Source organism: Burkholderia reimsis (assembly GCF_003294055.1).
Classification (GTDB): Bacteria; Pseudomonadota; Gammaproteobacteria; order Burkholderiales; family Burkholderiaceae; genus Burkholderia; species Burkholderia cepacia.
Genome location: NZ_QMFZ01000026.1, coordinates 81,333 through 93,463 on the forward strand (window position 1 = coordinate 81,333; position 12,131 = coordinate 93,463).

Annotated in this window: 13 protein-coding genes; 12 read left to right on the top strand and 1 reads right to left on the bottom strand. The window is 65.8% G+C overall.

What is annotated here, in order from left to right; all coding sequences use genetic code 11:
- The first annotated feature begins 592 nt into the window (after positions 1 to 592).
- The 10 genes from DPV79_RS26795 (at position 593) to DPV79_RS26835 (ending at position 9,294) form a co-directional block, all read left to right on the top strand.
- A complete protein-coding gene (locus DPV79_RS26795; RefSeq protein ID WP_113046892.1) occupies positions 593 to 1,846 on the top strand; it encodes an MFS transporter in 1,254 nt (417 codons plus the stop codon).
- Between the two features lie 158 nt (positions 1,847 to 2,004).
- Positions 2,005 to 2,934: a LysR family transcriptional regulator gene (locus DPV79_RS26800; protein WP_059817496.1), complete on the top strand. Its 930-nt coding sequence runs from the start codon at positions 2,005 to 2,007 to the stop codon at positions 2,932 to 2,934.
- Positions 2,935 to 3,049: 115 nt separating this feature from the next.
- The gene (locus DPV79_RS26805) at positions 3,050 to 3,544 is read left to right on the top strand and encodes a cupin domain-containing protein (protein ID WP_021160026.1); all 495 of its coding nucleotides are present in this window, start codon (positions 3,050 to 3,052) and stop codon (positions 3,542 to 3,544) included.
- 38 nt (positions 3,545 to 3,582) lie between these two features.
- Positions 3,583 to 4,602, top strand: coding sequence for a hydroxyquinol 1,2-dioxygenase (locus tag DPV79_RS26810; RefSeq protein WP_113046893.1), 1,020 nt, complete (start codon positions 3,583 to 3,585; stop codon positions 4,600 to 4,602).
- Positions 4,603 to 4,646: 44 nt separating this feature from the next.
- Positions 4,647 to 6,113 carry an aldehyde dehydrogenase family protein gene (locus DPV79_RS26815; RefSeq protein ID WP_113046894.1) on the top strand — a complete coding sequence of 489 codons (1,467 nt, stop codon included), beginning with the start codon at positions 4,647 to 4,649 and terminating at the stop codon, positions 6,111 to 6,113.
- Positions 6,114 to 6,121: 8 nt separating this feature from the next.
- Complete coding sequence (locus DPV79_RS26820) at positions 6,122 to 7,189, top strand: maleylacetate reductase (RefSeq protein ID WP_113046895.1); 1,068 nt, start codon at positions 6,122 to 6,124, stop codon at positions 7,187 to 7,189.
- 27 nt (positions 7,190 to 7,216) lie between these two features.
- On the top strand, positions 7,217 to 7,354 hold the full coding sequence (locus DPV79_RS42800; protein ID WP_165843571.1) for a hypothetical protein: 138 nt from the start codon (positions 7,217 to 7,219) through the stop codon (positions 7,352 to 7,354).
- A gap of 5 nt (positions 7,355 to 7,359) precedes the next feature.
- Complete coding sequence (locus tag DPV79_RS26825; protein WP_021160030.1) at positions 7,360 to 7,671, top strand: YciI family protein; 312 nt, start codon at positions 7,360 to 7,362, stop codon at positions 7,669 to 7,671.
- Positions 7,672 to 7,674: 3 nt separating this feature from the next.
- The gene (locus tag DPV79_RS26830) at positions 7,675 to 8,010 is read left to right on the top strand and encodes a Rieske (2Fe-2S) protein (RefSeq protein ID WP_059688639.1); all 336 of its coding nucleotides are present in this window, start codon (positions 7,675 to 7,677) and stop codon (positions 8,008 to 8,010) included.
- Between the two features lie 195 nt (positions 8,011 to 8,205).
- Positions 8,206 to 9,294, top strand: coding sequence for a porin (locus DPV79_RS26835; RefSeq protein WP_113046896.1), 1,089 nt, complete (start codon positions 8,206 to 8,208; stop codon positions 9,292 to 9,294).
- A 45-nt stretch (positions 9,295 to 9,339) separates the two neighbouring features.
- Here the strand turns inward: DPV79_RS26835 and DPV79_RS26840 are convergent, their stop codons facing one another.
- Positions 9,340 to 9,999: a glutathione S-transferase family protein gene (locus DPV79_RS26840; RefSeq protein ID WP_059589296.1), complete on the bottom strand. Its 660-nt coding sequence runs from the start codon at positions 9,997 to 9,999 to the stop codon at positions 9,340 to 9,342.
- A 123-nt stretch (positions 10,000 to 10,122) separates the two neighbouring features.
- Here DPV79_RS26840 and DPV79_RS26845 point away from each other — a divergent pair, with 123 nt between their 5' ends.
- Both DPV79_RS26845 and DPV79_RS26850 read left to right on the top strand, forming a co-directional pair.
- On the top strand, positions 10,123 to 10,938 hold the full coding sequence (locus DPV79_RS26845; RefSeq protein ID WP_060225250.1) for a helix-turn-helix domain-containing protein: 816 nt from the start codon (positions 10,123 to 10,125) through the stop codon (positions 10,936 to 10,938).
- 218 nt (positions 10,939 to 11,156) lie between these two features.
- Entirely contained in the window at positions 11,157 to 11,969 is an 813-nt protein-coding gene (locus DPV79_RS26850; RefSeq protein WP_113046928.1) for a hypothetical protein, read from the top strand.
- The last annotated feature ends 162 nt before the right edge of the window (positions 11,970 to 12,131 follow it).

Genomic DNA, 12,131 nt, shown 5'->3' on the forward strand with positions numbered 1-12,131 from the left:
AAGGCGGATTTGAAATATAAAAATCGATGTGTGCAGGATCGTGCTCGTGCATTCGGTATGCGCTATCTGCTTGACAGCAGTTTTGCCGTTTTTGGTTTGATAGTGTGGAAGGCGGGCTCCTTCACAGCTCGCCATGGCGCAACTGCGTAAGCGCGAAGATCGAAAACGCATCTTTTGTCATACGAAATGTGTTGCCCGCACGTATCGTCCGGCCTCGCCGGATCGGGCGCATGCCGGGCGTGAGCGAACCAGGCCCCGGTCATCCGGATGTCCATGAGGGATTTCCCTTGAGACGCACAATCGCGCGTCACGTCATCCCCACGGCCGTTCCTTCCGCGCCTTCCCACCGTCACTTCCGCCCACCGCCGCCGATTATTTGCATATCGCGAATGGCGCGTTCGCCGCCCGTTCGATACCCGATCCCTGGCGTTGCACCTATCGTTGTGCCGTCGGCTCGCCGGATTCGATACGTCGAACCGGAGTGGAAGCCGGCGCTTCCCGGCGATTCACATCGCACACAAAAACCATCGGACCTGGCTGATGCGCAGGCGCTCCGTCGCGCGCAGGCGAACCTGTGTCCACGGAGACGGAAATGAAAGCAAACGAGTGGGATACCTCCTATGAGTGGAAAGCGGTCACGCTGCTGGCGCTCGGCTTCGGGCTGGTCGGCCTCGACCGCTGGCTGATCGCGCCGCTGTTCCCTTCGATCATGAAGGACCTCAACCTGAACGCGCAGGACGTCGGCAACTGCATCGGCGTGCTCGGCCTGTCGTGGGGCATCTTCGCGGCGCTGATGGGCGGCATCTCCGACAAGGTCGGCCGCAGGAAGGTGCTGATTCCGGCCATCATCGCGTTCTCGCTGCTGTCGGGTTTCTCGGGGCTCGCGGGCGGGCTGCTCGGGCTGATGGCGATTCGCGGCCTGATGGGTGTCGCGGAGGGCTCGTTCTGCCCGACGAGCTTTGCCGCGACCGCCGACGCGTCGCATCCGCGGCGGCGCGGGCTGAACCTCGGCCTGCAGCAAAGCGGCTTCGCACTGTTCGGGCTCGCGCTGTCGCCGATCATCGCGACGCAGCTGCTCGGTTTCGTGTCGTGGCGCTGGGTGTTTGCGCTCGTGGCCGTTCCCGGCCTGATCCTCGGCGCGATCATGTTCTTCGTGATCCGCGAGCCGAAAGTCGCGAAGGAAGTCGCATCGGAACATGCGCCGGCATCGCTCGGCCATGTGCTCAGGAGCCGCAACATCCTCGTGGCGATGGCCGCACTGTGCTGCGCGATGACGGGCGTATTCGTGCTCGGTGCGCTGCTGCCGCTGTACCTGACCGACTACCTGGCGCTCGGCACGCAGAAGATGGGCCTCGTCGTGTCGGCGATCGGCTTCGGCGGCTTTCTCGGGCAGTTCGGGCTGCCGGGCCTGTCCGACCTGGTCGGACGCCGTCTCGCGAGCATCGTCGGCTTCGCGGGAACGGCCGTGATGCTCTATCTGTTCCGCGGCCTCGGCCCGGAGCCGTTCGCATTGTTCGGGGTGCTGTTCGTCGCGTCGTTCTTCACGCTCGGCCTGGTGTCGCTGCTGTCCGGCCCGGTGGCGACGGAGGCCGCGTCCGTCGGGCTCGTGTCGACGTCGATCGGCGTGGTGGTGGGTGTCGGCGAGATCTTCGGCGGCGGCATCGCGCCGGCGCTGGGCGGCTACGTCGCCGCACACTTTGGCATCCAGAACATTCTGTGGCTGCCGATGTGTGCGGTCGTGCTGGGCATCCTGGTCAGCCTGCTGCTGAAGGAAACCGCGCCGGCCGTGCTGCAGCGCCGCGTGGCCGTGCAGCCGGAACTGGCAGCCGGCGAGCAGTCGCGGTAAGGCCCGCGCGAACAAGGCAGGGCAGGGCATGCGGCATGCGGCGGGTGCCGCCGCCGGCGATTGACATCGATTGGGTGACACAGTGACGCCTCCCGCATGACACAACCCGATATCCGCACGGGTAGACTGCCGGTTTCGCTGTCGAAAAAGGGCGCGACATGGACCGGTTTCTGAGCATCGAGGCATTCGTCAGGGTGGCGGAGGCGAGCAGCTTCGCCGAGGCGGCGCGGCAGCTCGGCGTGACCAGCTCGGTCGTCACGAACCGCATCCAGCAGCTCGAGAAGTTCGTCAACGCGCCGCTGTTTCATCGCAGCACGCGCCACGTGCGCCTGTCGGAAGTGGGCGAGGCGTTTTATCGCGAGTGCGCGGAGGTCGTGGGGCGCGTCAACGAGCTGACGGACCAGATGCGCGAGCTGCGCGCCACGCCCACCGGGCGGCTGCGCATCCAGATGCTGCCCGGTTTCGCCCTCGATCATTTCGGCGCGCCGCTGATGGAATTCAACCGGCGCTACCCGGGCATCCAGATCGACGTCATCGTCAACGACCGTGTGGTGGACCCCGTCGAAGAAGGGTTCGACATCGCGTTCCAGATCTTTCCGCCGATCTCCGAGTCGCTGATCGAACGGCGCCTGTTCACCGTCAGGCGCCTCTTTTGCGCGTCGCCCGCTTACCTCGACGCGCATGGTGCACCACAACATCCGCGCGACCTGCTGCAGCACACCACCGCGCTGTATTCGGGTTATCCGTCGCGCAACCGCTGGACGATGACGCGCGGCGACGAGGTCGTCGAAATGGAGCTGCCGGGCATGATCCGCTCGAACTCCGTCCACCTGCTGCGCGAATACGCGCTGACCGGCGGTGGCGTCGTGTGCCTGCCCACTCTGGTGGCGAGCGATGCGCTCGTCGCGGGCCGCCTGGTACCGATCCTGACCGACTATCAACTCGCGCCGCTGAACTTTGCCGCCGTTTATCCCGCAACGCAGCGACAGGCGCTGAAGGTGAAGGCGCTGGTCGAATTCCTCGCGGAATATATCGGCGACGAATCCCCGTGGGATCGTCCCCTGCTGGAGCGCGGCTGGGTGCGTTGAGCCGTGCGGATTATTCGCGAAACGCAAATGCCGTAATCGCCGTCCGTTGCCTTGTTGCTGCTGTGCGTTGCCCCTAGAGTTGAATCCAACAAGCAGTTCAACTCAGGAGACAGCAATGACCGACACGGCATTCCACACCGTCTTTGGCTCGCTCGACCATTACCGCAAGGGCGAGATCGAAATCACCAGCGGCAGCGCCCGGCACTACGCGTTCTCGAACGTGTTCGAGGTCGCATCGAAATCGGCGCCGTATGAAAAGGTCGTCGCCGGCAAGAACCTCGAATACGTGATCGAAGTGCTGCGGACCGACGGCCAGTCGCCGTGGTTCGCGTGCCCGCACGACGAGTTCGTGATCCAGATGGACGGCGAGGTCCGGATCGACTTCATCAAGCTCGATTCGCCGCCGAAACCGGGGCGCGGCACCGTGAGCGCCGGCGCCCAGCCGGCCGGCCGCAAGATGGGGTATGTCGTGCTGCGCAAGGGCCATCAGGCGCTGCTGCCGGCCGGTTGTGCATACCGCTTCACCGCGAGCCGGCCGGGCGTCGCGCTGGTGCAGACCGTCCTTGGCGAGCTGTCCGTGGAGAAGTGGGCCGAGATCTGCCTGCACTGATTCGTCCGACCTCATTCGACATTCCCAGGAGACACGTTATGGCCACCCTCGACACCCTCGACCTTTCCACAGGCTTTGCCGCCGATCTGGTGCGATCGACCGAAGCCGATGCCGTCACCGGCTACCGCCGCTTCCAGCTCGGCGAATTCGCGTTCCAGCGCGACGAATACTTCGTGAAGATCAGCTGGCCCGCGAAAGGCCGGACCCGCACGCATGCGATGCCGGCGGACGCGTTCCTGCGCGCGATGATGCGCGACGTGGCGTGGGGCTTCTTCTACGGCTGGGTGAATTTCGACCACGTGTTCGGCACGCGCAATCACTACGGCAAGGTGGACATGTATGCGGGCACGTTCAACGGCATCCTGAAGGACGCCGGGGTCGACTACACCGAGACCTTCGAAACGCCCACGATCATGGCGACCTTCAAGGCGATGCTGCACGACTGGACGAACGAAGGCTTCGATCCGTTCGCGGCGCCCGAGGAAACGGGCACGGCGTTCGGGCGCAAGCACGGCGACAACGGCGCGGCGATCGAGCGCACGCGCATCGCGACGCGCCGCATGCCGGGCCTCGAGGGCGACTCGCCGCTGCGCGACGACCTGCCGGTCAACCGCGCGTTCCTCGACGTCGCGCAGGACGAACCGGAGGTGCATGTCGAGCCGGGCTTCGAAGGCGAACTGCACGGGTTCAACCTGTTCAAGTACCTGTCGCGTTCGGACGTCACGTGGAATCCGTCGGTCACGTCGGTCTGCGGGCGCAGCCTGTTCTGCCCGACCACCGAGGAATTCATCCTGCCGGTGTTCCATGGCAACGACCGCGTCGAATGGTTCCTGCAACTGTCCGACGAAATCGTGTGGGACATCGGCGACAAGAACACCGGCGCACCGCGCGCACGCGTCACGATGCGCGCCGGCGACATCTGCGCGATGCCCGCCGACATCCGGCATCAAGGCTATTCGACGAAGCGCTCGATGCTGCTCGTCTGGGAGAACGCGACGCCGGACCTGCCGCAACGCTACGAGAGCGGTGAGCTCGCGCCGTATCCGATCGCGTTCTGAGCAACGCAGCCGCTTCTGCTTCAGCACTGTACCGAGGACGATTCATGCAAACCCAACTCTTCATCGACGGGCGTTTCGTTGACGCCGTCGACCGCGGCACGATCGACGTGCTGAACCCGCACGACGGCTCCGTCATCACGAAGATCGCGGCAGCCGACGCGGCGGATGTCGATCTCGCCGTCGAAGCCGCCACGCGCGCGTTTCCCAAATGGTCGGCCCTGCCGGCCGCCGAGCGCGGCCGGTTGTTGCTGCGCCTCGCCGACGCCATCGAGGCCAACGCGGAGGAGCTGGCGCAGCTCGAATCGCTGGACACCGGCCATCCGATCCGCGATTCGCGTGCGCTCGACGTGCCGCGCACGGCCGCCTGCTTCCGCTACTTCGGCGGCATGGCCGACAAGCTGCAAGGCTCGGTGATTCCGGTCGAGACCGGCTTCCTGAACTACGTGCAGCGCGCGCCGATCGGCGTGGTCGGCCAGATCGTGCCGTGGAATTTTCCGCTGATGTTCACGAGCTGGAAAATGGGCCCGGCACTTGCCGCCGGCAACACCGTCGTGCTCAAGCCGTCGGAGATCACGCCGCTGTCGACGTTGCGCATCGTCGAGCTGATGGCCGAGGTCGGGTTCCCCGCCGGTGTCGTCAATATCGTCCCCGGCTACGGGCATACGGCCGGCCAGCGGCTCGCCGAACATCCGGGGGTCGGCAAGATCGCGTTCACGGGATCGACGGCCACCGGCCGCCGGATCGTCGAAGCGTCGCAGGGCAACCTGAAGCGCGTGCAGCTCGAACTGGGCGGCAAGGGCGCCAACCTCGTCTTCGACGATGCCGACCTCGACGCGGCCATCAACGGCGCCGCATGGGCGATCGTCCATAACCAGGGGCAGGCGTGCATCGCGGGTTCGCGTCTCGTGCTGCACGAACGCATCGCGGATGAATTCCTCGAGCGATTCGTCGCGCTCGCGTCGTCGATCCGCATCGGCAACCCGCTCGACGCCGATACCGAGATGGGGCCGCTGACCTCGAAGCAACACCTCGATCGCGTGCTGTCGTACGTCGACGTCGCGCGCGAGCAGGGCGGCCGCGTACTCACCGGCGGCAGCGCGCCGCAGGACCCGGCGCTCGCCGGCGGCTACTACGTGCGCCCGACGGTCATCGAAGCGAGGAGCGCGGCTGATCGCGTCGCGCAGGAGGAAGTGTTCGGCCCGTTCGTCACGGTGCTGCGCTTCGGCAGCGACGACGAAGCGCTGGCCATCGCCAACGCGACGGAATACGGGCTGGGCAGCGGCCTCTGGACGAAGGACCTCTCGCGCGCGCACCGGATGGCATCGCGGATCAACGCAGGCATGTGCTGGATCAACTGCTACAAGCGCGTCAATCCGGGCAGCCCGTTCGGCGGCGTCGGCAAGTCGGGTTATGGCCGCGAGATGGGCTTCGAGGCCATGCACGACTACACGGAAGCGCGATCGGTGTGGGTCAACGTCGACGGCAACGTGCCGCCGCACTTCAAGCGCTGAGGTTTTCCATGGATCGCTTCGTCTATCAGGGCACGCCTTCCCGCGTGGTGTTCGAATGGGGCGCACTCGCGCGGCTGCCGGACGAGCTGTCGACGCTCGGCGCCCGCCGCGCGCTTGTCTTGTCCACGCCCGAGCAGCGGCCGCTCGCCGAGCGCGTGGAGGCGATCCTGGGCGAGCGTGCGGCCGGCATCTGTGCGCAGGCGGTCATGCACGTGCCGGTCGAGGTCGCGCATGCCGCCCGCGAGATGGCCGGCGAGCTGGACGCGGACTGCTGCGTCGCGATCGGCGGCGGCTCGACGATCGGGCTCGGCAAGGCCATTGCGCTCGAGTCGGTGTTGCCGATCCTCGCCGTGCCGACGACGTACGCCGGCTCGGAAATGACGCCGATCTTCGGGCTCACGGAAGGCCGGCTGAAGCGCACCGGGCGCGACGCACGGGTGCTGCCGCGTACGGTGATCTACGACCCGTCGTTGACGGTGTCGCTGCCGCCGGACATTTCCGCGGCGTCGGGCATCAATGCGATGGCGCACGCCGTCGAGGCGCTCTATGCGGAAGACGCGAACCCGGTGATCAGCCTGATGGCGGAAGAGTCGATCCGCGCGCTCGGTGAAGCGTTGCCCGTGATCGTGCGCGATCCGGAACATCGCGCGATGCGCAGCCGCGCGTTGTACGGCGCGTGGCTCGCCGGAACCTGCCTGGGCGCGGTCGGCATGGCGCTGCACCACAAGCTGTGCCACACGCTCGGCGGCACCTTCAACCTGCCGCACGCGCAGACGCATGCGGCGATGCTGCCGCATACCGCGCACTACAACCATGCCGCCGCGCCCGATGCGCTGCGCCGCGTGGCGCGCGCCCTGGGCGGGAACGACGCAGCCGAAGCCGGCCCGCAGCTGTTCGCGCTGAACGCGCGGCTCGGCATCGCACCGGCGCTTGCCGACCTCGGGATGCCGGAGAGCGGTCTCGACGAAGCGGCCGACCTCGCCTGTCGCAATCCGTATGCGAACCCGCGGCCGATCGAGCGCGCGGCGATTCGCGCGCTGCTTCAGGATGCATGGGAAGGACGCGCGCCGCGGTGAGCGGCTCGCGCGTCAATGGAGACAGACATGAGCGATGACCACCATGACGGCGATGCCGGGTTGACCGGGCAGGTCGCCGCCGGCTTCGACGGCACGCCAGACGCGCGCCTGCGCGTGCGGTGCGTCGTACGGCCTCTTCGCGCGTTCGTCCTCGACCGGAGTTGATCGACATGGCGCGATTTTTTGCGGTGTTTGCGACGGACCAGCCGGGCATGCGCGACGTGCGCGACCGCATGCGGCCGATTCATCGAACCTACCTGCGCTCGGCCGACCAGCACGGCGTGGTCGTGCGGCTCGGCGGACCGACGCTGGACCCGCACGGCGACGCGATGAACGGCACGCTGCTCGTCGTGGAGGCGGACGACATTCACGCGGTGATGCAGTTCGTCGGCAACGATCCGTACGTGAAGGAAGGGCTGTTTTCGCACGTCGAAGTGCGGCCGTGGGACTGGAGCCTCGGCAATCCCGAGCAGCGGGTGTGAGACATGGAAGCCCGACAACTCTGCCGTTTTTCCGATGTGCCCGACGGCGGCGCGCGGGTCGTCGACGAGGCCTGCATCGGACGCCCCGTGATCGTCGTGAGACGCGGCGGGCAGGTGTGGGCGTACGTGAATCGCTGCCCGCACTTCTCGGTGCCGCTCGATTTCGTCCCGGGTAGCGTTTCCTGTTACCGGTCTCAGGTGTTGATGTGCGCCCATCACAGCGCGCTGTTCCGGTTCGACGATGGCGTGTGTATCGACGGGCCTTGCTCGGGTTCGGCGCTGGAGGCCGTGACAGTCGAGGTGGATTCCACCGCGTGGATCATCCATCGGGACGCTTGATTCGGGCGTTTCGATGAGTACGAGCGGGGCCGATTGATGTGGTTGTCATCGAGTTTATCAATCAGTAAAGCTAACAATGATTCAGGCGCTGTTCGATTCCGCCTGAATGAACGCAATTTCCTTTGAAGCACCGAGCGAGCACCCGCCACGTAGCGGGTGGCGGCCTCGCATTTTCATAAAAAAGACGGAGACGACATGAAACTCAGGTTTGGAGCAGTGATGATGCTTGCCGTGGCGCACGGCGCATCGGCGCAGAGCAGCGTGACGATGTTCGGTCTGATCGACGCGGGCATTTCTTATGTCAGCAACGAGGGCGGCGGAAAGAACGTCAAGTTCGACGACGGCATATTCGCGCCCAATCTCTTCGGCTTTCGCGGGACTGAGGACCTCGGTGGCGGGTATCGCGCGACGTTCGCGCTCGTGAACCAGTTCTCGATGGCGAACGGCAGCATCGTCGGGACGGGGATTTTCGGACGCAACGCGTATGTGGGCCTGGAAAGCAACCGGTTCGGCAGCATCACGCTGGGCAACCAGTACGACTTCATGGTGGATTCGCTCTTTTCGAAGGGCAATGCGATCGCACGGGATATCTCGGGGCTGTACGGCTTTCGCAACGGCCCGTTCCAGCGTCTCGCGCTGCCGGACAATCCGACCGGTGCGTTCGATTGGGATCGCACGGCAGGCAGCAAGCCGATCGCGAATTCCGTCAAGTACAGTTCGCCGACGATCGCGGGTTTTTCCGGCGGCGTGATGTACGCGTTCGGCGGGGTGGCCGGCTCGGTCGGCGCGGACAATGCGGTCAGCGCCGGGGTGAGCTACGAGATGGGGGCGTTCGGGATCGGTGCGGCCTACACGAACGAGAAGTACGGTCCCGCGCCTGGCGTGCCGTCCACCAGCGTGCGCAACTGGGGTGTCGGGATGCATTACGACTTCGGCGCCGTGACTGCGAGTGCGCTGGTGACGACCGTGCGCAACGCGTTCAACGATGCCGGCGTGTGGATGGCGGAGACCGGCGGGCTGTGGCACATCAGGCCCGATGTCGTGCTGGGCGCGAAGTACATGTACATGAAGGGCAACGAAGCGGTGAACGACAACCACGCGCATCAGGTCAGTGTGGCGCTTCAGTACCTGTTTTCGAAGCGGACGATGGTTTATGTGTCGGCCGACTGCCAACGCGCGAACAGCGGCGCGAATGCACAGGTCAATGGCGTGCTCGATCCGAACGGGGCTTCAGGTTCAGCGAACCAGACGGTGGCGCGGGTGGGGCTGCATACGGTGTTTTAACGGGGCGGCGGGCGGATCCGGTGCCAAGGTCGGCCCGCCAATGGATTACCCCGCCGCTGCGGCCGCCTCTTTGGCCTTGTCCTGTTCCGCCGCCAGCGCGGCATCTGCCGCCTGCGCGCGCTGGATGGCCGGGCGTGTTAGCACGCGGTCGATGTAGGCGCGAATGCGCGGCGTCTCGGGCACCAGCTTGAACATCGTGGTCCAGTTCAGCGCCGAGCCCCACAGCACGTCGACGGCGGTAAAGCGCTCGCCCAGCAGGTAAGGCCCCTTCGCCAGTTGCGCATCGATTGTGTCGACGACGGTATCGAAGTCGCCGTAGGGCGACGTCGAGTAGGGCGCGGGCGGGCGATTCATCGATCGGTCGACGACGGCCGGCTCGAAACACGAACCATAGAACGTCATCCAGCGCAGATAGGGGCCGCGCAGCGAATCGCCCGGCGCCGGCGACAGGCCGGCTTCCGGATACAGTTCGGCCGCGTACATGTAGACGGCCGCCTGCTCGGTGACGATCACGTCGCCGTGACGCAGCGCGGGAACCTTGCCCAGCGGATTGATGCGCAGGTATTCGGCGTCGCGGTGTTTTCCGGTGGAGAGATCGAACGCGTGTAATTCATAGGCGGCGCCCAGTTCCTCGAGCAGCATCCGCACGCCGGCCGAGCGGCTGCGCGGAGAGTGGAACAGGATCAGGTGACGGTCTTGCGGCATGGCGGGCTCCGGTGGTGCGTTCGTCGGCAGGGATTCGAATGTAGGACGGTTGCGCCCCCTCGTCTTGGAAAAACCCGCTGTGGCGGTGCATCATTGCGCCTTCACCTCAACGGTTCCCCGACCATGGCCGACCTGCGTAACGTGACCGACACGCCCAAGGGCGTGGTCGGCCCGAAGGCGATCAATCAGCGCTTCCGTCTCAATCGCTATTACCCGCGAGCCGAACTGGCCGGGGTGCTGGATCACCACTGGATCGTCGAATGGGATCTGCGCGGCCAGCCGCCTTACGTGCAGCGCACACTGCCGTATCCGTGCGTGAATGTGGTGTTCGACCGGCGGCAGACGGGGATCTTCGGTGTGGTGTCGGGGGCGTTCGAGACGACGCTCGCGGGCGCCGGCAGGGTGATCGGCATGCGGTTCCGGCCGGGCGCGTTCCGGGCGTTTATCGGCAAACCGGTGCATTTGACGACCGACAAGGTGCTGCCGGTGTCGACGCTGTTCGACTGCGGCGATGCGGAAGCCGAAGCGGCCGTGCTCGGCGCCGGGGACGATGCCGGGATGGTGGCGGCGGCCGAGGCGCTGCTGTTGCGGGTGCTGCCGCCGCCCGATCCGCAGGTCGAGCGTATTCATGCCATCTTGCAGATGCTGCAACAGGACATCGGGCTCACGCAGGTGCGCGACCTGGCCGAGCGCGCGGGGTTGAGCGAACGCACGTTGCAGCAGCTCTTTTCCAGCCATGTCGGGGTGACGCCCAAATGGGTGATCCGTCGTTATCGCCTGCACGAAGCCGCGGACAAGCTCGCGGGCGGCGAGGCGGTCGATCTCGCGGAGCTGGCCCAGGCGTTGGGATATTTCGATCAGGCGCACTTCACGCGCGACTTCCGGAAGCTGGTGGGGAAGGCGCCGGCGGAGTATCGGCGCGAGGACGGGCGGGGATGAGTGTGCGGATTCCTGACGGGGGGGCGCTTCGCGTTTCCCGCCGGTTGTTGTCGCGCGGGCAACACGGTAGTGTGTTCGTTGGCCTGCCGCCGTGCCGACGACGAACCCATGATGGGCGCGCCGGCCATCCGTGAATGTCAAACGGCGGGTGTGTTGCCGATCATTCCACCCTATAGTGCACGTCGTTGATCGATCTGCAAGAAACTCGGGAGTTCGTCGTGTTTTACCGGAAATCCACATTGGGTCGCTCGAACTTCGCGTGCGTCGTCGCCCTGACGATGATGCTGGCGCCGGTCGCGGCGCATGCAGCGGCGGAGGCTGTGGACGGCACGGCGCGCATCGCGTCGGCGGTCAGTCACGACACGTCGCCGGCACGACCGATAACCGGCGACGACCCGGTTGCAATCCGGGATGCGCTGAAGAAGCTGCACGTCAATACCCACTCACCTTCGTTGCCCGACCGGGTTCGCGGCCTGGTCTCCAGCGCCGTCGACCGGCATGGCCCGAATCCCGACCTGGCGTCCGTCGATCTGGATCGTGACGTGACGTTCGTGGTGCCGGTGCGGTACGGGCTGAGGTACTCGTCACGCCGGCACCTGTTGACGCTGGACGTCGACCTGTTCGACGCAGAGCGCAACGACCGCGCGGGCATCCTGCTCGGAAAAGTCACGACGGGGCCGCGAGGGCGCGGGCTCGTGATTGCGCCCGAAGCGAAGGCGAAAGGGTACATCCAGCACGTCGACATCATCGAACTCGATTCCGGCCAAGGTAAAAAGACCGCAATTCGTAGCCGCATGCGGCTATCGCCCGCCGAGCACGCACGAGCGGGTGGCGAATTCGCACTCGTTTTCTCCGGGCGGCTGGTTCGGCCTTACCTGACGGAACAAACCGAGCATGTCGATCCGAGTATCGACGAGCCGACCGACATCACGACGAGGATCTCCACGTTGCACATGGATATCCGTGACATCTCGCTGGTGAGTCAGTCGAGCGGCATCGTCGTGTCGAAGAAGCTGCATTTGTCGAAGTAGCGGGTTTCTCGAGCGGAGCTTCAACCGGCCACGAGGCCCCGCATGCGACGAAGGACGATGCTGCGGGGCGCGGACAGTTGCGTCGCCGCCGATCTGCCGCCCGTGCATCCATGAGGCTGCCTCGGCCCTCATGTAAGATGCGCACAGCTTCACCCGGTCTTG